Below are 24583 nucleotides of genomic sequence, written 5' to 3' on the forward strand. Positions count from 1 at the left end.
GTATTCTGTTGTGACTTTAATTCCTGTCAACTTATATCTCCTGCTTCACAATCCGGTAAAGGGTCTTATCAGGCAGGAAAAAACGCCACTCACTTCAGGAAGGCCCACCGGCTAAGGAACCATTATGTATTGCAGTAAATGATTCAACATCTGAAAGGAAACAAGTGTTTTTTTAACACTTTTTAAAAAATATCGAAACCAATGGTTAATTTATTGAGTATCTTTGCAAATTGAGGGTAAAAAAAAGACATTGGGAGCATAAAAGCTAAGCATAAATATCAATTTTTATTATTTCTAACCATTATTTTATATCAAAATGAACGACACGAATAGTATGATCAAAATTGGCGTTTTTTATGATGGCAATTATTTTCTTCATGTAAGTAATTATTATTACTACGAGCACGAACGTAATGCGCGGATAAGTATTGAGGGATTGCATAACTTCATCCGCAATCGTGTTTCAAAGGAGGAGGGAATTGACGTTAAATTGTGCCACATTGTTGATTCACATTACTTCCGGGGGAGGTTAAGTGCTTACGAAGCACAAAGCAGCGAAAACAAGCTTTACGCTGAAAGGATATTTGATGATATCCTGATGGGAGAAAAGGTAATTACACATTACCTGCCATTGCGCATGCGTGGTGGAAAACGTGAGGAAAAAGGGATTGACGTATGGCTCGCACTTGAGGCTTACGAGTTGACCGTTTTCAAAAAATTTGATGTTCTGGTGCTTATCGCATCCGATGGGGATTACGTTCCGCTCGTGCGAAAACTCAATACACTTGGAACAAGGGTCATGCTGCTGAGCTGGGATTTCAGGTATCAGGACATGAACGGACGTGAAAGTGTAACACGCACATCCCAGGAATTGCTTGAGGAGGTGACTTATCCTGTGGCCATGCACGAACTGATCGACAACCGGCTGAACAAGAATGACGCCGTGATATCGAATCTGTTCGACAAACAGGATGAAAACCGGATGAAATACATCAACAAACCGGTCCCTGAAGGTGTGCAACGCAGCCGTACCCTCAATATGAAGAGTGGATACGGATTTATCGCGTTCCCGCCCAACAACCTGTTTTTCCATTACGAAGATGTCCTCGATGGCAACTTCAATGAAATCATGGATGGAGATATGGTCGAATTTGAAATCCGGCGTAACGAGCGCGGCGAAGAAGTCGCCTACAACGTCAGAAAAATTGAACCCGGTTTACAATAAAGGTTTCAATTATAAAAAAAGCCGGCTCTGAATAAGCCGGCTTTTTTTATAAAGTATAGTAGGCGGAAAGTATCAGCGCATCGCTGAACTGCCCGTATCCCCAGAATCGCCAGACATCGCCCGAAACCCTGTTTTTTCTGATTGAAAACAAAGAGTTGTCCGTACGTACATTGAATCGTATCCGGTCGTTCAGGTGAATGGACATACCTCCGACAAAACAAAGATTTTGTCCCCGGAAAGGCGATTCAACGGTTTCATAACCATTAAAGGTCTCCCTCTGGTGGATCAGAAAATTCATGGCCAGGCCGGCTTCAAATCCAAGCAGCTCATTGTAATTTATCCTGTATAGAAAGGGCAATTCAATATATCCGAGGCGCATGATATACGTATCGAAACGGTTCCTTTCAAAATCAGGGTTCTCCCGACTGCCTTTCTGGATATACCCCAGTTCCATCTGAACCGAAGACCGCTTTCCTGTAGCCAGGCTCACCCAGACACCCGGATTGATGCCAGCTTTGTGATAGCCGGAATACATATCCCCGGCCACCTGGCTGCCGACAAGTCCCGCCCTCACACCACCGGAGAATTGCTGAGCCTGCAAACCAAGGGTTAAAAAGGGTAATATTGATAATAATGAGTAAAATACCTTCATTTCTCAAAGTTACGAACTCCAATATACTTTCCGGAAATAAAGGTAGGGAAATTTTATTTACCGGTGCATCCTTCAGGTGATCCGGCCCGGTCGGGTAACTCTCCGAACCAGATAACGGCATATCCGTCAAAAACGCCGACACCCATAGCCTTCCAGTTCGCTGTTGTCCATTTGCCCCGGTTAATAATAAGGTCATGATGCCCTTTACTGCTTTTCCATCCTTCAAGGGCATCCAAAGCAAAATCTCTTTCCGAGGAATAATCATGGTTTGAGTAAAAAGCGATTTCATAACCATCTCCGGTGTAACTGGTCAATTCGCGCGGTTTATTCCACATACAGGAGGCTTTCCGGTGGTCTTCGGTATAGCAGCATGAACTCCATCTCGGATCAGTTGACCAACTGTGCATGTTGCACTTACCGCCGATATGATAATTTTCTGCAAGGTCCAGTACATGTAGCCGGGCTACCTGCGACAAGGAAACCGACAAAGGAACCGGAGCAAGCTTTTTCATGCTCCTGTATGCATTGATCGCTGAAGCAAGTTCTTTTTCCGCTTCATTCAGGCAATGCACCGGGGTTTCCTCCACGATAGCGGTATCGTGCCCCGCGGATGGCTGACTGTAACCCTGAAAAATCAAAAAAAGCGCGAGTACGGGAAGGATCACTTTCATTTTTTAGCAATTATAGTTCAGAATATAACGTGGCCTTCGCTATAATGTTATGCAGTTGTATTATCCTTTCCGGCTTTATTAATACAAGCCGGCTGCTGCAGGAATGTATAAATATCAGGCCGGAAAATCAAAATCTGTATAAAATATTGCCATGCAGCAGACAATATTTTAAAAATTCACCGAAATTCGATTAATTTTGGTAGGTCTGTCTAATAAGCATTCATTATTTATGGAAAACAGCCAATTTAAGATCCTTCTTGTTGACGATGAAACGGATGTGCTGGAATTTCTCAGTTATAATCTGAAAAAAGAAGGATACCATGTTTTGAAGGCAAAAAACGGTCGTGAAGGTCTGGTACTGGCCCGGGATGAAAATCCTCACCTGGTTATTCTGGATGTGATGATGCCTGAGATGGATGGAATTGAAACCTGCCGTGAAATCAGATTGCTCCCCGGTTTCGCAGATACCATTATCGTTTTTCTCACTGCCCGGGGCGAGGACTATTCCCAGATCGCGGGTTTTGATGCCGGTGCTGACGATTATATTACAAAGCCCATTAAGCCGAAAGTGCTAACAAGCAGGGTAAAAGCCCTGCTGCGCCGGCACAGAAGCAGAAAATCGCCGGAGCCGCCGGTAAATCTGCCGGACCTGACCATTGACCGCGAAAAGTATGTTGTAATAAAAGACGGTAAAGAGATTTCGCTTCCGAAAAAAGAATTTGAACTGCTTCTGCTGCTTACTTCACGTCCAAATAAAGTATTTTCTAGAGAGGAGATATTTTCAAGTGTATGGGGCAACGATGTAATCGTCGGTGACCGTACCATAGATGTGCATGTGAGAAAAATACGTGAAAAAATAGGGCTTGAGAATATTAAAACCATCAAAGGGGTGGGGTATAAATTCGAAGCCTGAACAATCACAAATAAGTCCGGTCTGATATGAACATTGACTTTTCCAATCCCCGTAAACTCGCGCTTAATAATGCGCTGCTGATCACTGCGTTATTCCTGGTGCTGGGTATGTTACATACCTTTCTTTTCCCTGCTGCTTCAGGCTGGTGGCTTATCGCCGGAGGAGGATTGGTACTGTTTGTCTTTACCAACTTCCTCTTCAGATATACCCTTGAAAAATTCATTTATGAAAAAATCAGGCTGATATATAAAACCATCAGAAACCGGAAAATCTCAAAGGATAATGACAAAACTTCCTCCTATAAGGGAAAAACAATCGAAACTGTTTATCAGGAGGTTGCTGAGTGGGGAGAAACGAAAAGCAAGGAAGTTGAAGAACTTAAACGAATGGCAAAATACCGCAGGGAGTTTCTGGGTAATGTTTCCCACGAATTGAAAACACCCATTTTTAACATTCAGGGTTACGTGCTTACGTTGCTCGACGGCGGGCTGGAAGATCCCAGCATCAACAAGGAGTACCTCCTGCGCACTGAAAAAAGCATCAACCGCATGATCGCCATTGTTGAGGATCTGGAAACCATTTCACAACTTGAATCCAGCGAACTTCAACTTAATCTGAAAAAGACGGATATTCTGGCCCTGACCCGCGAAGTAATGGAATTTCTGGAAATCAAAGCCAGGAAAAGAAACAATAACATTTATTTCGGCGGTAACTATGAAAAGCCGGTTTATATTCTTGCTGACAAGGAGCGGTTGCGCCAGGTTCTGATCAACCTGATTGACAACTCGATCAAATACGGTAACCAGGAAAATGGCTCAACCAAGATCAGCTTTTTTGACATGGATGAGAATATCCTTGTAGAAGTAACCGACAACGGCAACGGGATCAATGAGGCTGATTTACCGCGCATATTCGAGCGCTTTTACCGGACCGATAAAGGGCGCTCCCGTGAGCAGGGCGGTTCGGGACTCGGGCTGGCCATTGTAAAGCATATAATCGAGGCCCATGACCAGACCATTCATGTGCGCAGCACACAAGGCGTAGGCACAACATTCGCCTTTACGATGAAAAAAGCATAATCCGGGTTGCACCAAACTTAACCATTGCGTTCGGTGGTAAACACAACCAGCTTTTCAAGTGATTCCCTGGCCGGACCGGGTTTAAACTCCCGGAGTATATCCAGCGCCTGCTCCCTGTATTCCAGCATACGGGCTTCGGCATAGGCAATACCTCCGGTTTCCTTTACCTGTTGTATCAGGGCAGCCACCTTGCGGGGATTATCATTGTTATTTTTCACAACATTGATAATCCTGCGCTTTTCGGGCCAGCTGCTGTTATTGAGCAGGTATATCAGGGGGAGGGTCATTTTCTTCTCTTTGATGTCAATGCCGTTGGGCTTGCCCGTATCGAAGCTTTTACTGTAATCGAAAAGATCATCCCTGATCTGAAAAGCGATTCCGGTAAGTTCGCCGAAACGGTGAAGTTTCTTTACTGTTTCTGCATCTGCCCCTGAAGAAGCGGCCCCGCAGGCACAACATGAAGCAATCAGTGAAGCGGTTTTTTTACGGATGATCTCAAAGTAAATTTCTTCGCTGATATCAAGCCTGCGCGCTTTTTCTATCTGCAATAATTCTCCCTCGCTCATTTCGCGGGTTGCATCCGAAACAATCCGCAGCAGTTCGAAATCATTATTATCAAGCGATAACAATAATCCCTTCGAGAGCAAATAATCACCCACCAGAACAGATATTTTGTTCTTCCACAATGCGTTGAGGGAGAAAAAGCCACGCCTTTCATTGGAATCATCCACTACATCATCATGGATGAGGGTGGCAGTATGTAAAAGTTCGATCAGCGAAGCAGCACGGTATGTCGCATCATTGATGTTCCCGCATGCCTCTGCCGTCAGAAACACAAAAAGCGGCCTGATCTGCTTTCCTTTCCGCTTTACCAGGTACGCCGTAACGCGATCAAGCAGCGGCACATTGCTGCGCATCGAATTCCTGAATCTTTTTTCAAATTCCTTAATGTGTTCCCCGACCGGAGCTTTTATTTCATTGAGAGAGGGCGTCATAAGCTTTGTGAAAGTGTAGCAGGTACAAAGATATTCCAATACAGCAGTCGGATACCTGTTTTGCAAATAAATTTAAAAAGAACCGTATCATCATGGCCGCCAATACCGGACGTTTGTGATTATAATTAGTTCGTACATTTGCACAAAAGTCTGTTATGGCCTGTTTCCTGTTTGATGATATTGTTTTCGGCCCCGTGAAGAGCCGGCGGTTTGGCGTATCGCTGGGGGTGAACCTGCTTCCCCTCGATATGAAATTCTGTACTTTCAATTGTGTTTACTGCGAATGCGGACTCACCCATCCTGCCCAGGACAAAAAAGCAAAGCTCAACAACACCGAAAGCATCATACACTCTTTGGACAGCCGTTTCAGGGAACTGAAAAATAATGGACTGAAGCCCGACAATATTACTTTTGCCGGAAACGGAGAGCCTACCCTGCATCCCGGTTTCCCAACCATTATTGATAATACCATCAGGTTGAGGGATGAAATCTTCCCGCAGGCCGAAATTACCGTACTCTCAAATGCCACCCGCCTGCACATCCCTGCAGTCAGAGACGCCCTGCTGAAAATCGATAACAATGTGCTTAAACTCGATGCCGGCACCCAGGAAACCTTTGAACTGATCAACCGCCCTGCTTCCCCCGTAAAACTGGCAGATATCGTCAGCCGGCTTGCTTCCTTCGGGGGAAGAGTTGTGATACAGACCCTTTTTCTCCGGGGCGTGATCAACGGGGTTTCCATTGACAATACCCTTGAATCGGAGATCGGCCCCTGGCTTGGTTATCTTGAAAAAATCAAACCTTCACGGGTCATGATCTATCCCATTGACAGAAGCACGCCCGAACAGGGAATTGAGAAAATTTCACAGGCCGAACTTCTGGGCATCGCCCGGCGGCTTGAGCCCCTGGCTATTCCCTACGAGGTATTCTGATCAATGAACATTAACTACAGCGCTGTTGTTGATCTGATATATTAAAACTGCAGGTATGTGGGAAAAAGTTGTACTGGAATCAGGTCATAAAATTGCCATTGAAAAAGTCTTTACATTCAGCAACTTCAGCGAGGCTTTTGCTTTTATGACCCGGGTGGCCCTGCTTGCTGAAAAATCGGATCATCATCCGGAATGGACAAACGTTTATAATAAGGTCATCATCCGGTTATCAACGCATGATGCCGGTAATGTGGTCACTGAAAAGGATTATACTTTGGCAGCCGCGATCGACAATTTGTTGTAAACAGTTATTCCTCGCTGATTATCCGGTTTACCGGGGTGATTCAGGGAACCAATGATACAATTCTGTATTTTCGTGAAATGGTAGATTATCCGGTAAAGGTGTTGATTGCTTTCGGTGAGACTTTCACCGGCAATGAAGAGCTGCTGAACTGGCTGCTGAATAACGGCTATCCGGAACTGGCAGCCCTGTCGAGTGCCATCAGGGGCAGTGAGGAGGCATTCAAATGGCTGATGGCCAACGGCTTTCCTGAACTGGCAGCCCTCGATTCTGCCATTGATGAAGATAAAAAAGCCTATGATTGGCTGAATTACCACAAACATTTCTTCCTGGCCGTGTTATCCGATGCCTGTCATAACCAGCCTGAAGCCATTGCCTGGCTCACCCGGCATGATCTGAAGATATTCCTTCTGATCGCTGCTAAAATCAGGCACTTCAGGGATAATCAGACCTTTGATTATCATAAAATTCATTTCTGACAGAAAGTCCGCAAACCGCAGATGCAAAAAACCCCGTCCTGACCGGAACGGGGCTTTCTGCATTTAACCACAATTATTAACTGCACTTTGAATATCCGCAATGCTTACAGGTAAGGCAACCCTCTTTATACATCAGGCCGTCTTTCTCGCCACAGCTCGGGCACTCCGTTTTACTGCTCACCGATGTGCCATCGGGAATATAGCGTTTCAATGCACGGACAACCCCATTCTTCCATGTAGTGATGCTATCATTGTCAAAATTCAGGTTTTCAACCAGGTTAACCAGGAACGGCAGGGGCATCCCGTGCCTCAGGATTCCTGAAATCAGCTTGGCATAATTCCAGAATTCCTTATTGAAAGACCGCGAAAGCCCTTCAATGGTTACTTTGTATCCGTCTTTATCAAGAAACTGAAAATCATATCTTGCCGGTTCATTCTCGACTTTATTGCGCAGTACCCAGCCTTTCTGCACCCAGGGCGGGAGATAGAACCCATCAGCTTTCCCTGTAAAAACCTCATAGGGTTTATTGTCAAGCAGACCGATAACGGCTATCCATTTTTCATAATCATTCTGGAAGCGGACCACATCGGCTTCGAGTTTCTGCGGTCTGGGAGGGGCCTTTGTTTCGCGGAACTCAACAGTATCTTCCTTCTTGTCGGCGCCTATCAGCACCCCTGAGCGTGAGCCATCGCGATAAATGGTCATTCCTTTACAGCCACTTTCCCAGGCTGTTTTATAAACCTGGCTTACCAGCTCTTCGGTAGCTTCCTTCGGCAGGTTAACCGTTACACTGATTGAATGATCCACCCACTTCTGTATGGCGCCCTGCATCTGCACCTTGCTTACCCAGTCAATATCATTCGAGGTGGCTTTGTAATAAGGCGATTTCTCGATGATTGCCTGAAGTTTGGCTTCTTCGTACAACTTTACCTGATCCGGGTCGTAACCGTTTATCTGCAGCCAGTCAATGAATTTAGGGTGAAATACATTATACTCTTCCCATGAATCCCCGACTTCATCAACAAAGGTTACATTGACGTTTTTATCATTGGGGTTCACCTTACGGCGGCGCTTATAGCTCACCATAAAAACCGGTTCTATCCCCGAGGTGGTTTGCGTACAAATGCTGACACTTCCTGTTGGTGCAATGGTCAGCATGGCTATGTTGCGCCTGCCGTTTCTTACCATCTTTTCATACACTTCCGGTGACTCCTGCCTGAGGCGCTGAATGAAAGGGTTGCCTTTTTCGCGCTCGGAGTTGTAGATCGGGAACGGGCCACGTTCACCGGCCAGGTCGGCAGAGGCACCGTAAACCTCAACAGCCAGCGTTTTATGTACTTCAACAGAGAATTTTGTGGCTTCGTCGGTGCCATATCGCAGACCAAGGGCAGCAAGCATGTCGCCTTCTGCAGTTATTCCGATACCCGTCCGGCGGCCCTGCAGGGTCTTCGTTCTGATATTTTCCCACATTTTCCTTTCTATGCGCTTGATCTCTTCATCTTCAGGATCCGAATCTACTTTACCCAGAATGGCATCGATTTTTTCGGATTCCAGATCAATGATGTCATCCATGATCCTTAGGGCATAGGCTGAATGCTTCCTGAAAAGGTCAAAATTAAACCTGGCTTCAGCAGTGAATGGATTCTCTACATAGCCATAAAGGTTCAGGGCGATCAGGCGGCAGCTGTCATAAGGGCACAACGGGATTTCGCCGCACGGATTGGTGGAAAGGGTCTTGAAACCAAGGTCAGCATAGCAGTCGGGAACCGACTCACGGGTAACCGTATCCCAGAAGAGCACACCGGGCTCTGCCGATTGCCATGCATTGTGGATAATTTTATTCCACAATGCCTGAGCGTCAATCTCCTGAATTTTCATCGGATTGTGCGCATGAATCGGGTACTGCTGGCGGTATGGCTTCCCGCTTATGACTGATTGCATGAATTCATCGTCAATTTTTACCGATACATTGGCACCGGTTACTTTTCCCTGTTCCAGTTTGGCATCAATAAATCTTTCTGCATCAGGATGTTTCACCGAAATGGTAAGCATCAGGGCTCCTCTGCGGCCATCCTGGGCTACCTCGCGGGTGGAATTTGAATACCGTTCCATGAAAGGCACTATACCGGTTGAGGTAAGCGCGCTGTTTTTCACCGGGCTGCCGGTTGGCCTGATGTGTGAAAGGTCATGGCCTACACCTCCCCTGCGCTTCATCAGTTGTACCTGCTCCTGGTCTATCTTCATGATGCCGCCATATGAATCGTAGTTTCCATCACCCCCTATCACAAAACAGTTCGACAGGGATGAAACCTGGAAATTATTGCCCATTCCTGCCATGGGGCTGCCCTGGGGTATAATAAAGCGGAAATTCCGGAAAAGCTCAAATATTTCATCCTCGCTTAACGGATTGGGATATTTACGTTCAATTCTGGCTACCTCGGCGGCAAGACGCCTGTGCATGTCATCAGGGGTCAGTTCATAAATATTTCCATCGCTGTCCTTGAGGGCATACTTATTCATCCATACATTGGCTGCCAGTGTATCGCCCCTGAAATATTCCGTAGCCTTTTCAAGGATTTCTTCATGCGAATAAGATACAGGGGCTTTCTTGTCAGCCGCCTGCACTATGGGCTCGTTTTCAATTACCAATTCTTCCATTTTGTTAACTTTCTGTTCCGGTTGAAGTTCGATCTTTTCCGGCACAGCAGGCCTTACGCGCTTTTCAAGCATTTCATTATAATAATCCCCTGCTCTTTCCTTTTCTTTTGTTTCAGCAACCTCTTCGAGATTTGCAAACAAGTTGATATCCATAGTTTAAGGCTCTAATGGTGGTTTTTGAATACGTTAACAGCCAATTTATATTTATCTGATCAAAAGGCAATTACAACAATTTTTACTCCCTTCTGATCGGAAAGACCAATATACAACAGCTAATTGTGAGTGGCAAGATTGACTTTTCAACAATCTCCCCGGATTCTGTCGTAATTGATTGAAACCGAAAAAGAAATATTATTAATAATTATTTTTCGGCAGGGCTTTTCTGGTTAGTTGCATCAAGTAATGGCAGATAGAAATAAGAAACTGATTATCAATATAGAAGCTGAAAGCCGCGTAGGCGTAGCCGGAATGCAAATGTCGTCAAACTTCCCTTTGAGACAGGTTTAAAATTTCCACAATCGGTCAGGAGTTATTAACAATTGACATGGTGAATAACCTGAGGCATTGATTATAAGAGAATAAGGGAAACGGAACAGGCAGAACTATGCGCAAATCGTTCATATCATACTCATTATCAATGATTAAAATGAAATGAAAAAAGAAGGAGGCCTGAATCAGAAGTCGAGGCTAAGGGATATGTAGAACACCGGTTTGTTGATAACCATATCCTCAATACCCCAGGCGTAATCTGCCCTGAGAAAATAACCGAGTAACCTTGTCCGTGCGCCGAAGCCCAACCCGCCAACCAGTGGTTCACGTTGCTCACGGATGGTAATCAGCAGGGGGCCGCGGTTGATTACCCGCGTAAACAATGCGTTTTCATCGGCATAAGGGGTGGCTCCCGTCCAGGCTGTCCCCAGATCGCCGAAGGCAATCAGCTGGAAATTGGTCAGAAAATCAGACCGCAGCGGACGGTTGGCCAGGTAACTAAAGACCGGGAAACGGAGTTCTGAATTGATTACCGCAAAACTGTTGCCGTTCCGCACATTCTGATAGAAACCGCGCATATTCGTAGCCAGGGTCTGGTAGGCATAATTCTGGGAATAATCAATGGGTGCGTCGGTGGTAAACTTCGGTGCTAGCCAGGTGTCAACCCCACCCATATAATAAATGAGCCTGCTTTTACCAAATGAGGTACTGGTGGCAAAACGGTTAGCCCAGATGAAGTTCCGGTGAATGGGCAGATAATGGCGGATATCAAATCCCAGAACCACCATATTGGTGTTTTTGCTGTCCCCGTCGAGTTGCTGGTAATATTCTCCGAAAACCTTGTAACGCAATCCATCGAGCAGGTTCAGCCCAAGTTGCCTTGTGGCATCATAGGTCAGTTCACCCTTACCTGACACCCAGTAACGGTTGATGTCTGGTTCCCGCAGGTTATACTGGTCGGTCGACATAAAAACAGCCCTGTCTTTGCGCATCGAGGCAGTACCTTTTACCGAAAGCAAGGGGTTCAGGGGATATTTCAGAATGTAATGAAGTTCATGAATACGGTATCTTACAATTGAGTAAAGACTGGTTTGCTCAATTGATTGGCGGTGGAAATAGATCTCCCTGTCGAGGCGATGTTTGAGGTTGGCAATGCTGACGACATATTCATTATTCACCAGGTTGAAGTCAAGCCTCACGCCTGCAACAATCCGGTAATCCTCAAGCAGATCGGACAAGCCTATCCTGAAAAAGGCATTTAACCCTGGGGTAAGAAAAATAGGGCCTCCTCCTCCTGAAAAAGGCTGATAGGATGTGCTCAGAAAATTAAAGTCGAGCTGGCTCACCAATTCGTTGATCCGGTATTCCACATTGTAATTTCTTTGTTTGGGAATCACGAAATTATCTTTCTCATCAACAGGAGACAGCCCGCCTTTACTGCCCGGCCGTTTCAGCTCTTCCCTGCCAAGCCGGTACTGATCAAGATCAATGAGACTGTCGGATGCTGGTAATTCCGGGTCTCCGGCATATACATTCACGAAGCGCCTGCGCCTCTCCTTAGGCTTGGCCTGGGCCGGAGCCGACTTCTCTTTCTCTTTCAGCAAGCTGATTTCCAGCATCTTTTGCTCCATGTAGCCGGTAAGCGGCGGCGTTAAGCGCTCAACTCCGCGCGCGGAAGCCTGATCGTAACTATAGATGGTCCTGAACTGGCCCGAGTGGATGATCTCAGCTATTTTTGCCGAACGTGGCGAAGATGTGTGCGACACAATATTCCGGGCGTAATTGGTAAGCCCGTAAGTGCGGGTAAAATAACGGTAATGCGCTGCCGTATCAACATGGGTAATCACGCTGTCGAAGCCGGCGAGGTAACGGTTGTATATCCCGTTCTCATCGCCCAGGTAAGAGATATAGCCCTTTTCATATTCCACCGGCTGAATTTCATTGGAATAGGGTGTATCCGTAATACGACGAAGTACTTTGCCTTTAGCGGCGTAATCATAGAGAAAAAGATCATGCTTATGATCAAATCCCGGTTTACTGATCTTTGGCTCTTCAGTGAGGGTATCCGAAGGCCGGTTGGAACTGAAAACTATCTGCCGGGAATTGTTGATGAACACAGGATTAAGATCGTTATACACATCCCTGGTGATCTGCTCGGCCGCGGAAGCAGCGATATTGTAAACATAAATGTCGGTCTGCCCTTTCCTGACGGCCGACATCACAAACCTCCGCCCATCGTGCGAATAGGCCATATCCACGATTTTTTGAAAACCGTAAATAAACTGCCATGTCCGCCGCTTCGATTCAAGGTTGATCTGGTAAAACCTGATTTCGCCCTTGCGTTCAGTGACCAGACCCAGGGTATTCCCGTTAGGGTGAAACTCTATCAGGGGATAGGAAAGGTCATTCTTCTCATCGAGCCTATGACCCTGCCGGTAGACAACTTGAGATTTACCGTTACGGGTATCATGCAACCACACTTTTACCTGTCCGTCCTGATTGCTGATCCAGGCCATATACTTTCCGTCAGAGCTTAATCGAACACGGTCATAAACTACGGCCTTTTTAACCTTCTTCTGCACCGGAGCGGTGACGGGCTTCAGACGGTTTTCGTCGCTGTTAAGGTATTGACTGCGGTATGATTCGTACCATTCTTTAACCAGATTACGAAACGAAATATTAAGGACGTAAAGAAATCCGGTCTCAACATTGCGGCTTACCCTAGCCAGATAAATGATATTCGGAATTGCTTGCTTACCATATTTGTCTGCGATGTATTTCCAGATTCCATGTCCGGCATAGATGGCATCTTCCCCTTTCAGATGATTGAATTTACGGTAGCGTCCGGAAATGATGCCTTCGCGCATATAGTTGTCAATCTCGGTATTCCAGTCTTCCGCTATGTAAGATACGAGACCGTCGATAAACCAGGCTGGCATACTCATCAGCGTGGCATTGGTAATCTGCCTGCCCACCGAGCCCCCATAAATCGATTGATCTATCAATGCCCTGGCCATTCCCGCCCTGATCTGCTTTTCAAAGTTGGCATAATTGCCATCGAAATAGATAAAGACTTTATTTTCAATGATATGCGTAATACCGCCGATATTATATTGTTGTTCACTGACCAGGCCTATATTGCTCTGTTTAAGATCGGTGAGGGAGTTAAAAACGATGAATTCGATTTTATCACTCATCCGCGTTTCCAGCAACGACTCCAGTTCCGGTAGTATCTCTTTGGCATACCGTGCAGTATAAATGGCCAGTTCCTTACCGTTCAGATAAAAATAGGTATCAAAGTCATTGAACCGGTAGTAAGTCCAAAGGAAATCCCCGTATTGGACACGGCTTTTACCGAACGGCATCTGCGAACCATTATAGAACTGGGCATGCACAGGCATCAGGGACAGCACTCCTAAAAGGAATGTGCCCAATAATTTCAGTTTATAAATACCGTATCTGCCAGACAAATTGTTCATCTTCGATCTGAAAACCAGGATGTAAAATTAACACAAAAATCCCGTACTTGTTGAAGCGGGCCTGAAAACAGGTTTTTTCGCAGCAAATGTCATACCGATATACCAGACAGGCAAAGAAATTTTCATGGCCACGCATAAAATGACACTTTCATGCAGGGCTTTGACGAACCGGAAGACAGCAAACGGATGGAATAATCAGTTACCTTTGCTAATTCATTTGAATTACATGAATTATGATAACCGTTAAAACCTTTGTATTCAATTCATTTTCAGTAAATTCATTTGTCATTTCAGATCAGGATGGCAACTGTGTAATCATTGATCCTGGCTGTGAGAATATCCCTGAACAGCAGAAACTTTCGGGCTACATTGATGAAAAGCGGCTCCGGCCCATAGCCCTGATCAACACCCATTTCCATGTTGACCATATCCTCGGAAATCATTTTGTTTGCAACAGATATGGCCTGAAACCGACCGGGCATGCGGCCAGTAAAATGTTCTGGGAAACAGCCAGGGAGTTTGGGTCCGTTTTTAACCTGAAAGTGGAGGATATTGTTAAACCGGAGATTTTTACCGAAGACGGTGATGTGCTTAAATTCGGCGGCATCACGCTTGAGGTCCGTTACACCCCCGAGCATGCCAATGGCAGCATCTGCCTGGTGAACCACGAACAGAAATTTGTGATTGCAGGCGATGTGCTCTTCTATGGCAGTATCGGGCGGACCGACCTCCCTACCGGCGACTTTGACATCCTGATGGAAAGCATACAGCAGAAACTTTTTACCCTACCGGATGAATATAGTGTTTATCCCGGCCACGGCCCCAAAACCAGCATTGGCTACGAAAAAATGAGCAACCCCTTCCTCAGCTGACAACCGGCTGATGATCACAGGCACTGTATTGATTTTCGTTAACCCGAACCAAGAGACAAATGGAGTTAATTACAACCATAAAGCAAAAAGCCGCTGATTTACAGGCGGAATTGCAGGACATCAGGCGCCACCTTCACATGCACCCCGAACTTTCGATGCAGGAAAAGGAAACTTCGGCATTTATTCAGGCAAAACTTTCCGGATACGGGATTCCTTTCACAACCGGAATGGCGGTACATGGCGTAGTGGGCATGATTGAAGGCAGAAATCCAGGCAAACAAGTGATTGCACTCAGGGCTGATATGGATGCCCTGCCCATAACCGAAAAAAACCAGGTTGACTACTGTTCTCAAAACCCGGGTGTGATGCACGCCTGCGGTCACGATGTGCACATGACCTGCCTGCTGGGAGCGGCCAGTATCCTGAATGATCTGAAAGATCACATTGAAGGCAGCATCAAACTGATCTTCCAGCCCTCGGAGGAAAAATTTCCCGGAGGTGCATCCATGATGATCAAAGCCGGCGTATTGGAAAATCCCGCCCCGCAGAAGATGTTCGGACAGCATGTGCTTCCCTCGCTCGAAGCCGGAAAAGTCGGCATGAAGCCGGGCAAATACATGGCCTCCACCGATGAGATCTACCTGACCGTCAAAGGCAAAGGTGGTCATGGCGCAACCCCTGAATTGAATGTTGACCCTGTGCTGATAGCCGCTCATATCCTTGTTGCCCTGCAGCAGATTGTCAGCCGCACGGCTCCTCCCCAGCTGCCGGCAGTGCTTTCGTTCGGCCGCTTTATCGCCGAAGGGCGCACAAACATCATCCCCAATGAAGTGAAGCTTGACGGTACGCTCCGCACTTTCGACGAAGTCTGGCGCTCAGAAGCCCATCTGAGAATTGAAAGAATGGCTACCTCCATCGCCGAAAGCATGGGTGGCTCCTGTGATGTATTTATCGACAAGGGATATCCTTTCCTCGTCAACGACGATCAGGTCACCGAGGAAGCCCGGCATGCGGCCGTGGAATATCTTGGAGCGGAAAACGTTGCAGACCTTGACCTCAGAATGACTGCGGAAGACTTCGCCTACTATTCACAACAGATTCCATCGTGTTTTTACCGCCTGGGAACCAGGAATGAAGAAAGGAATATTGTGCATAACCTGCATACCGACCGTTTCGACGTGGATGAAAAAGCGCTGGAAGTTGGCGCCGGTCTTATGGCCTGGATGGCGGTGAAATCCTTGCACTGAAAACAAAGGTTGAATTCAGCTTATCAGTTTAATTTTCATGGTTTTTGTTTCCGTCATTTATTCATTATCTTTGTGAGATAAACCAATAAAAAGCAGCAACATGGGATTTATCAACTCTTTGAAGAAACTGTTCGGTACTTCGAAAGAAGCCGCCACTGTGAAGTCAGCCGAACTTAAAGACAAGGCCGCCGATACCTTCGAATCGGTGAAGGAATACACCAGAGAAGTTGCCGATAAACTCGACGACAAGCTTGAAGATGTGGTTGAGGATGTGAAAGAAGCCGCTGCAGAAACCAAGGCGAAAGCAAAAGAATTTGGAACCAAAGTCAGGGACAAGGCGGAAGATGTAATTGAAAAACTGGATGACAAAGCATCTGAAGTGGTTGACAAGCTTGAAGAAAAGATACGGGCTTCCACCGCTAAATCTGAGGAAACCACTGAAGTTGTGGCAGATAATGTGGGAGAAATTGTTGAAGACGCCACTGAAAAGGCCGGGGAAGTTGTTGAAGATGTTGCAGAATCCATTGAATCAAAAGCTGAAGATGTGGCTGATGAAATCAAGGATGTGGCAGATGACGCGACAGAAGAAATTCCTAAAGCCTGAATACGTGACATATACCAAAAAGCCCTGCAGTGATTTGCAGGGTTTTTTTTATTAATCCTGTTTGGATGGATTTCGGGCATCAATCAACCCGGGGTAAAAAATTCCGGGAAAGATTGGCAGGGGCAACTGCTTACCCTGTCTGCTTGATACAGTCAGACAGTTTATTTGCAGGGAAGACAGTTTAAAAAAATAGAGTGCGCTCCAATCTGTGAGCCAATGGCTTTGCCAATAAATCCGGAAAACTTCCTAGGTCAGAAAGTTGTGATAATTTTCCCTGTCAATGATCTGATATGTACTTTGTGGGTAAGCATTCCTGAAACCAGAAGGAATTTTTTGTCCCGGTCTGGACTTCCATTTGAATTCAAATGTATCGAGAATGCCTTCATGCTCTTCTATCAGGTCAATTTCCTGTTGCTGATAGGTTCGCCAGAAATACATATTGACCCTGCGATCTTTTGCCTGATTTTTTTTGATTCTTTCGATTATGCAGAAATTTTCCCAAAGTTGTCCTGTATCATTCCGGCTGGACAAGGGGGTAAAGTTTTGAAGCAGGTTGTTGCGGATGCCCAGGTCGTAGAAATAGTACTTCCGCCCTTTAGATATTTCATTGCGTAAGTTTCGGCTGAACGACGGAAGTGAGAACAGGACAAAAGACTGCTCAAGCAACAAAAGATAGCGTTGTACCGTTTCCACGGCAACTTTGAGCAGGTTACTGAGTTCACGCATTGAAACCTCGTTGCCGGTTTGTAATGCGATGGCTTTAAGAAGGTTCACCAGAATGTCGGATCTTCTTATATTTTCAAAACGCAGAACATCCCTGAACAGATAGTCGGAGGTTAATTCATCCAGCAGCTTCCGTTTCTGTGATTCCGGCCGGTCAATGATGTCGGGATATGATCCGAAAAGCAGAAGGTTTTCAAGCATTTCATCCTTCTGAAACCGGTTAAAGTGCGGTGAAAGTTCGATGAGCGAAACAGGGTACATAATAAACTTGACATTGCGCCCTGTAAGTGGCTCTGACAAAGCATTTGACAGGTCAAAACTGCTCGAACCGGTAGCGAGGTATTGAATTTCCGGATAAGTATCAATCAACAATTTTAGTAAACTACCTATCTGAGGAATTTTCTGGGCTTCATCAAACACCACGATTTTTGCATCGCCAAGGTATTGCCTGATGCGATCCTGGTTCCCCGAATTCAATAGTTCCCATACCTGCTGGCGTTCGCAATTCAAATATATGGCTCCGGATTGCCCTGATATGATCTCATTGGCAAGCGTTGTTTTGCCGACCTGCCGGGGGCCGTAAAGAATAATTACCTTACCCTGAAACAACCATTCAGTGATCTTAGCCTGTAAAGTGCGCTGATACTTCAATTTCTTCATAATATTGAAATATGTCGATTATACCCGACAAATTTAATAAAATTTGTCGGGTATAACAACAGTAACTGATAAAATCTGAATACAAGCGGCCTTTTTAAAATCTGGAGTCTTTTCCCGACAATCGGATAATTTGATTATAAAATTAGAATCAGAATGTTCGTCGAATGCCCGACACAGTTAAAAACTGTTTATATTCGTTGCCTTAATGGTATAGTAAGTCAGCATAATTATCCTGTGATATGAAAACTATAGTATGGCTATTCCTTCTGCTTCTTACCTTTTCTATGTCAGCTTTTACTCAGGAGAACGACGAAGTGTGTAAAGGTTCCTTCAGGCAGGTTGTTTTTGGTGAATCCATCGGAACCACCGGGCTTTCTGTGGTAGATATTGACAATGACGGGATTGATGAGATGATCCTGAGTGCCGGGGATGAAACCTTTGAAGATGGACGTTACTGGTATATTCTTGAATATGTCGCTGCTGAACAGACATTTAAACAGACCTGGGTAAGCCCCTACTATACTGACCGCATTATGATGATGTCGGTACTGGATATCGATGACAACGGGGTTTATGAGGTGGTACTCGGATTGCAGAATGGCCGGGCTGAGATCTATAGTACTGCGGATATGTCGCTGGTCAGCTCTTTTGCGGTTGATCATACCAACACCGGCTATTACAATGAAGGTGTTGTTACTGTGCTTAATGCCGATGCCGACAACGATGGTGAAACTGAGCTGGTGTTTCTGAGTACCGATTCAACCTATTTCTATTCGGGCTATCCGCCGGTGCTGGAACATGTGATTCCTATCGGAGGACAGGACATAGTTTGCGGAAATGTTGACAACGAACCTTCGCTTGAGCTCTGTTACAGTAAGGGAGAGGTTGTCCGGTTAAGGAATGGCGTGTATACGGTTTTATGGGACTTCTACGGGAATCAGAATTATGGATACAGCCGTATCGGACTTGCCGATCAGGATGGTGATGGAAACGATGAGATTTTTGCGTGCGGAAACAATACCATTCAGGTGTGGGATGTTGAAACCCAGTCAGAGAAATACAGCATGGCAGCCGACATTGATCCCCTTGCCTTCTACCTGGCAGATACCGATGACGATGGCATAAAGGAATTGTATTACGGGGAGGCTGACTGGGGTAATGTTTATTGCCGGCTCACAACCACCGGAGAGGTGTTGTGGTCCAGAAATTATGGTCATGGCGGTCTGAATTGTCTTGCAACCGGCAATGTTGACAATGAGCCGGCAAAGGAAATCATCTGGGCAGTTGCCCATGGCAGTACTGGCGAGGATTATCTGTACACCTTCGACCTCGGAACGCAGCAACAGGAATGGCAAAGCGAATCGGTGAACGGCCCGTTTGAGAAAATACAGGTATTCGACGTGGACAACGATGGAATCGAAGAACTCATAACCCTGGCACCAGGCACCAGTAATTATTACAATGAAAGCCAGGTCTCTTTCTGGGACCCATACACGCATGAACAGGAGTGGAAGTCGCCGGGAAATATGTTTTATTATTCTACGGTTATCTTTGATTTTGCCATTTTCGATACCGACAATGACGGAGTATCAGAAATCGTGCTACCCACTTCCAAAAATTACAAAGCGGCCCTGTATGTGCTGGACCCGGTTACACATCAGATACAGAATGAATATTTCTATGATAACCCTGAAAGGTTCACTGACATTGCTATCGCAGATCCGGATAACGACGGAAAAATGGAATATATTCTCGGGGCTCCCACAACCGTAATGGTGGTTGATGTTGAAACAGCCGTTGTTGAATGGTCATTGCCTGAATATCATTATTTTGATCAATATCATTGTCAACTGATGGTAGAGAATATTGATCAGGACCCCGCCGGTGAAATCATCCTGTTTTCAGATTCACTGAAGATCATCGACGGTGTGACCCATGCTGTTGTCACAGTGGGAGATAACATCGCTTCATTTGATCTTTACGACCTCGACAACGACGGATACAAGGAGATCATTTTTGGCACCACTAACGGGGAAATTGGGGTGGTCGATAGTCCGGGAACTACCATTTCGTGGCTGCCGGTGCAGATGGAGAAACGGATTGGTGGCCTGCGGGTGGACGATCTCACCGGTAACAGCGAGCCGGAACTGATTTTTGTTTCATCCGGAAGGGTATGGTTCAGCACGCTGGAAGGGCACATTGAATACACAGCAAGAGTTTCCCGGGATGAATATTATGAGCACTGGCATGTAAATGAGTGTATTGAAATCTCTGATTTTGACCACAACGGTGAAAAAGAGGTATTTGTCGGAGGGAGCTTTCAGGTTACAGAACTTGGAACACATTGTTACCAGTGCGTGGATTTCATTGCAACTACCGAAATGCAGCAGTCAACCTGTGAGCCTGGCAGCGACGGACGGATTGTGGTAACGGCCACCGGTGGTTTGCCACCTTATACCTATGCATGGAACACGGGCAGTACCGGCAGTGAAATCAACGGACTGGAGCCCGGGACCTATCATGTGGTTTCAACCGATCATGTGGGGTGTGTGGAACGGAACGAGGTGATACTGCCACCCCCGGTATTCGATGCTCATCTGGAAGAATCCTACATTACCGGATGTACTGCAGAACATGCGGCCCGGCTTTCGCCCGAGATTGTTGAAGGGCTTCTGCCGGTGACATATCAGTGGAACAATGGTCAAACAGGAGCCGTACTTGAAACAACCGACCCGGGAACATATTCCGTAACAATCACGGATTCAAGGAATTGCGCTGAAACCCTTACCACCGAAGTTACACAGGAAACAGTCCCATTTACCAGTCAGGTGAAACAGATTACCTGTCACGATAGCCCCGCCAGAATTACCCTTACTCCGCAAGGTCAGGCTCCGCTTACCTATTTGTGGTCGAACGGGGCAACAGGTGCTACAGCCGAATTTTCTGTTCCGGGTAATTACACGGTTACCATTACAGGCCCACTTGGATGCAGCCAGGTATCAAGCTACGAAATTGAGCCTTATGAGCCCATTTCCGTGAGCTATACCGTTGTGCCCGATAATCCGTTTACACCCCCGGCCGATGGTTCCATTGATGTTTCGGTTTCCGGAGGCTTTCCGCCATACACCATGAGTTTATCTGACAATTACGGATTGCACGTGGATAGTACTTCAGGCCTGAAGCCTGGTACTTATCAGGTATACCTGTCAGATTCAAAATGGTGTGTTGTCAGAACAAGCATTGATCTGCCTCTGGGAGACAACCGTAATTTTGCCACGGTTTACCCGGTGCCGGCCATCGACTGGCTCACCATCGACCTCGGCATCAACTATCATCCGGATTTCCCGGCAGATTTTGTATTGTGGAATATGAGGGGTAAAGAGATCATCTCAGGGCCCATTGCCGGAGCAATAACCAGGCTGAACCTCACCACCCTTCCCGAAGCAATCTATATGCTGAGGGTAAGACTGAACGGCAGCAAACAGGAGTTTAAGGTAGAGAAGGTGCATTGAGGTAATGGACAATGGTACAGAATTATAAAAACTGAAGAAAGGATTCAACCTGCAGAAGGCACGAAGGGTGATTGCCTGATTACTGAGATAAACAGACTGCATGATAAGAAACTGCCGCAGACTGGCGGATGGGAATCAGCCCGGTCACCGGAAGTCTATTTTATGACAGAATCCCGATGAACCCTGAAAAGTAACAGGTCGAACAGTCAAAGCCCTGTTATTGGTTGCAGGGCTTTATATTATGTTTAAATGTGGGTTTTACCTTACTTTTTCCACAATCAGGATGTAATTAACCTTAGCTCCATAGCAGAGAAAGTATTGTGTAACATTTGGTAAAACCGATATCACTTCCCCGTCAAGTTTGTTCAGAAATTACTTCAGACGTTCCTGTAAGTTGTCCCTGCTTACTTCCAGGCGATGAACCCTGTATTTCATGGTTGCTCCTTTCTTTTTGCCAGTGTTTAGAAACGTATTCGAACTATAGTTTTATTGAACGATCAGCTTTTTTCTCAAATTTCCATGATTGGTCACCATTTCAACAATGTACATCCCCGGCCTGAGTATTGAAATATCCAGGGTATAGTTTACCGGTTTGCTTTGCAGGACTTTTTGGCCGGTTTGGTTGTAAATAACGATTTCCCGGATAGCTGTAGCGTTATTGCCGGAAATCGTTACGGTTTTACCGGCTGGGTTGGGGAAGAGCAGAAAGTCATTTTCAAAACATTTGCTTTTGATTGAGACTTCGTCGCAGGCGGCTTCCACCTCTTCCGGACTGTTGCAGCCGGGGGCGTTGTTATGAATTTCGATGGTTCCGTTTGGACTGGCCAGGTATTCGCACATGCTTTGCACAGCGCAGTTTGATAAAGAAATATTATAAATAATAATTAAATCAGATATTGATCCGGCATCTATATTATCCAAACCGGTTAAACTGGTCAAAGCGGTATAGCTGATACCTAGACCATCACCTATGGAATTCAGATTATTCAATCCCATCAAACTGACAAGAGGACTACTGCTAATGCTAAGATAACCCCCTATTGAAATCAAACCTTCCAATCCCGTAAGACTGGTGAGTGCCAAGTTACCGCCCTCATAACCGCCAATCATTAACGACCCACCAATGGAAGAAAGATTGTCCAGCCCAATCATATTGATCAGGTTGGTGCCATAAATGGAAACATCATTTTTGATTGAGGACACATTATCCAGCCCTGTCAGGCTGGTCAGGGATGAATTCCATTGAAGCCATAACCCACCCGTAATGGAAGATAAGTTCTCCAAGCCTGTCAGGTTTGCCAGTGAATCATTCATTCTAATGTCGAGAGTACCTCCAATGGAGGTCACATAATCCAATCCTGTTAAATTTACAAGGGAATTATTCACATTAATTACAAGATTACCCCCTATTGAAGTCAAACTTTCCAGCCCCGATAGTGTGCTTAGCCCAGTCCATTCAATTTTCAAATATTCTCCTATTGATGTTAAATTATCAAGCCCTGATAAACTGGTCAGATTTTGAAGTCCTTCAATATAAAGTGCTCCACCAATGGAAGTCAGCGCATTTAATCCATTAAGATTTGTAATGTTGCCGCTCCAATTATTTGAAATTGTTACATCCCCTTCAATTTCAGTGCAGCCTGGATAATTGGCCTGGAAATTATCAATCTGTGCCTGAGTGGTAAATGTGATGCCTTCGGGCAGGCAGGACTGGGCAAATCCTGAAGTGTGGCCGATGGCCACAAAGGCCAAAAGGAGTAGTAACTTTTTCATGATAGCTGAACATTAAAAGCTTTTTAAATCACTGTTTTATAAGCTTCGCCGTTTCAACAGTTTTGTCATTTGCCACTTTCAACACATACACTCCCTGTAGTAGTTTTCTGACGTCTAATTGGATTTCAGGTTCCAAAACTTGCCTTTCCAATATTTTCACCCCGCCAATGCTAAACACTGACAAGTGTGCGTTTCCAGAAAAAGCCGGAGCAGCGATCGTAATCTTGTCATCCGAAGGATTGGGATACAATGTCAAAGATTTGACAGGATGCCCAAATTCATTTAGATTGGTTAATCCTCCATTGGTTGTTTTTAAGATTGTACCATTTTGACCAACAGCATAACCTGTTACGGAATCAGTAAAATAAACCCAATTTAATCCATAGGATGTAAGTACGGTAGGTTCTGACCATGTGAATCCTGCATCGTTGGTTTGCAGGAAGATACCTTGACCCCACTCCATCTCCAAACCCACGATATATCCGGTATCAGGAGTTGGAAAACAAACAGAAGCAGGACTTAACATTCCAAAATCATTTATTTTTCCCCAAGATAATCCGCCATCTGTGGTTTTAAAAATGTGCCCCATTCCACCTTCACTTCCTCCTAAGATAAATCCTGTTTCATTATCTCTAAAATATAGATACCCCAAACCTGAGCACTCTCCCTGCCCAAAGGAGAAGCAAGTCGTCCAGTCGTTGCCCCCATTCGTTGTTTTGAATATTATTCCCGAGCATGATCCGGTCCAGCCAAATTGAGTTGCAGATACAAAACCAGTATCAGCACTAGTGAAATAAACCGAATTTAAAACCAAAGGTGAATTATTAGAAAATTCATGTCGTTCCCAGCTTAATCCCCCATCAGAGGTTTTTAACACCAAACCGATTTCCCAGTATGATGTATCGGAAGTGTACCCAACGGCATAACCAATATTTTCTGAAGGGAAATGAACAGAACTTAAAAATGATAAACTATCTGTTGAGTTAAGAAACCATTCTGTTCCCCCGTTAATTGTTTTAAGGATATTGCCAGAGTAGCCAACCACATAACCTGTATTTGCATCAGTAAAATAAACAGATAAAAGGCTGGTCAAAGTACCCGAATACTGTGCTTCCCAGTTAGTTCCACCATCAGTTGTTTTAAGGATAGTTCCACTATTACCGACAACATATCCTGTGTTCGCATCTGTAAAATAACCGGAATAAAGGCTACTCGTGGTTCCCGAATTCTGCGGGAACCATTGTGCCATTGCGCAGTTGGCTGTAACCAGAGTAAACATCAATATGTATAGCTTTTTCATAGCAATTGATTTTTAAGT

The 24583-nt window shown here is 45.5% G+C and carries 18 protein-coding genes; 10 read left to right on the forward strand and 8 right to left on the reverse strand.

Features of this window, described 5'->3' with window-relative positions; all coding sequences use genetic code 11:
* Positions 1–316 precede the first annotated feature (316 nt).
* Positions 317–1225, forward strand: a complete 909-nt coding sequence (locus TBC1_RS10055) for an NYN domain-containing protein (RefSeq protein ID WP_062041662.1) — start codon at positions 317–319, stop codon at positions 1223–1225.
* 46 nt (positions 1226–1271) lie between these two features.
* Here the strand turns inward: TBC1_RS10055 and TBC1_RS10060 are convergent, their stop codons facing one another.
* Together TBC1_RS10060 and TBC1_RS10065 are read right to left on the reverse strand one after the other, a co-directional pair.
* On the reverse strand, positions 1272–1877 hold the full coding sequence (locus TBC1_RS10060) for an outer membrane beta-barrel protein (RefSeq protein WP_062041665.1): 606 nt from the start codon (positions 1875–1877) through the stop codon (positions 1272–1274).
* Between the two features lie 53 nt (positions 1878–1930).
* A complete protein-coding gene (locus TBC1_RS10065; RefSeq protein WP_062041668.1) occupies positions 1931–2548 on the reverse strand; it encodes a CAP domain-containing protein in 618 nt (205 codons plus the stop codon).
* A 229-nt stretch (positions 2549–2777) separates the two neighbouring features.
* On the opposite strand from TBC1_RS10065, the gene TBC1_RS10070 reads away from it, so the two are divergent.
* On the forward strand, positions 2778–3461 hold the full coding sequence (locus TBC1_RS10070; RefSeq protein ID WP_062041672.1) for a response regulator transcription factor: 684 nt from the start codon (positions 2778–2780) through the stop codon (positions 3459–3461).
* Positions 3462–3487: 26 nt separating this feature from the next.
* Positions 3488–4540, forward strand: a complete 1053-nt coding sequence (locus tag TBC1_RS10075; protein WP_062041675.1) for a sensor histidine kinase — start codon at positions 3488–3490, stop codon at positions 4538–4540.
* Positions 4541–4557: 17 nt separating this feature from the next.
* Here the strand turns inward: TBC1_RS10075 and TBC1_RS10080 are convergent, their stop codons facing one another.
* Positions 4558–5535: a polyprenyl synthetase family protein gene (locus TBC1_RS10080; protein WP_062041678.1), complete on the reverse strand. Its 978-nt coding sequence runs from the start codon at positions 5533–5535 to the stop codon at positions 4558–4560.
* A 155-nt stretch (positions 5536–5690) separates the two neighbouring features.
* Here TBC1_RS10080 and TBC1_RS10085 point away from each other — a divergent pair, with 155 nt between their 5' ends.
* The 3 genes from TBC1_RS10085 to TBC1_RS10095 all read left to right on the forward strand — a co-directional run bounded on the left by TBC1_RS10085 (position 5691) and on the right by TBC1_RS10095 (position 7247).
* Positions 5691–6467, forward strand: coding sequence for a radical SAM protein (locus TBC1_RS10085; protein ID WP_062041681.1), 777 nt, complete (start codon positions 5691–5693; stop codon positions 6465–6467).
* Positions 6468–6522: 55 nt separating this feature from the next.
* Complete coding sequence (locus TBC1_RS10090; RefSeq protein ID WP_062041684.1) at positions 6523–6771, forward strand: 4a-hydroxytetrahydrobiopterin dehydratase; 249 nt, start codon at positions 6523–6525, stop codon at positions 6769–6771.
* Positions 6772–6848: 77 nt separating this feature from the next.
* The gene (locus TBC1_RS10095) at positions 6849–7247 is read left to right on the forward strand and encodes a hypothetical protein (protein WP_172668871.1); all 399 of its coding nucleotides are present in this window, start codon (positions 6849–6851) and stop codon (positions 7245–7247) included.
* A 76-nt stretch (positions 7248–7323) separates the two neighbouring features.
* On the opposite strand, the gene TBC1_RS10100 is transcribed toward TBC1_RS10095, so the two are convergent.
* Positions 7324–9906 carry an adenosylcobalamin-dependent ribonucleoside-diphosphate reductase gene (locus TBC1_RS10100; protein WP_082189607.1) on the reverse strand — a complete coding sequence of 861 codons (2583 nt, stop codon included), beginning with the start codon at positions 9904–9906 and terminating at the stop codon, positions 7324–7326.
* A gap of 674 nt (positions 9907–10580) precedes the next feature.
* Positions 10581–13874, reverse strand: coding sequence for a TolB-like translocation protein (locus TBC1_RS10105; RefSeq protein WP_062041690.1), 3294 nt, complete (start codon positions 13872–13874; stop codon positions 10581–10583).
* A gap of 233 nt (positions 13875–14107) precedes the next feature.
* Here TBC1_RS10105 and TBC1_RS10110 point away from each other — a divergent pair, with 233 nt between their 5' ends.
* The 3 genes from TBC1_RS10110 (at position 14108) to TBC1_RS10120 (ending at position 16597) form a co-directional block, all read left to right on the forward strand.
* Entirely contained in the window at positions 14108–14746 is a 639-nt protein-coding gene (locus tag TBC1_RS10110; RefSeq protein WP_062041693.1) for an MBL fold metallo-hydrolase, read from the forward strand.
* A gap of 59 nt (positions 14747–14805) precedes the next feature.
* A complete protein-coding gene (locus tag TBC1_RS10115; RefSeq protein ID WP_062041696.1) occupies positions 14806–15993 on the forward strand; it encodes a M20 metallopeptidase family protein in 1188 nt (395 codons plus the stop codon).
* A gap of 100 nt (positions 15994–16093) precedes the next feature.
* The gene (locus tag TBC1_RS10120) at positions 16094–16597 is read left to right on the forward strand and encodes a hypothetical protein (protein ID WP_062041699.1); all 504 of its coding nucleotides are present in this window, start codon (positions 16094–16096) and stop codon (positions 16595–16597) included.
* 246 nt (positions 16598–16843) lie between these two features.
* Here the strand turns inward: TBC1_RS10120 and TBC1_RS10125 are convergent, their stop codons facing one another.
* A complete protein-coding gene (locus tag TBC1_RS10125) occupies positions 16844–17980 on the reverse strand; it encodes an ATP-binding protein (protein ID WP_062041701.1) in 1137 nt (378 codons plus the stop codon).
* A gap of 239 nt (positions 17981–18219) precedes the next feature.
* On the opposite strand from TBC1_RS10125, the gene TBC1_RS10130 reads away from it, so the two are divergent.
* Entirely contained in the window at positions 18220–21492 is a 3273-nt protein-coding gene (locus TBC1_RS10130; RefSeq protein ID WP_062041704.1) for a hypothetical protein, read from the forward strand.
* Positions 21493–21978: 486 nt separating this feature from the next.
* Here the strand turns inward: TBC1_RS10130 and TBC1_RS10135 are convergent, their stop codons facing one another.
* Complete coding sequence (locus TBC1_RS10135) at positions 21979–23265, reverse strand: T9SS type A sorting domain-containing protein (protein WP_082189559.1); 1287 nt, start codon at positions 23263–23265, stop codon at positions 21979–21981.
* A gap of 28 nt (positions 23266–23293) precedes the next feature.
* Entirely contained in the window at positions 23294–24565 is a 1272-nt protein-coding gene (locus tag TBC1_RS10140; RefSeq protein WP_062041709.1) for a YCF48-related protein, read from the reverse strand.
* Positions 24566–24583 lie beyond the last annotated feature (18 nt).

The sequence above is a fragment of the Lentimicrobium saccharophilum genome (assembly GCF_001192835.1).
GTDB lineage: Bacteria > Bacteroidota > Bacteroidia > Bacteroidales > Lentimicrobiaceae > Lentimicrobium > Lentimicrobium saccharophilum.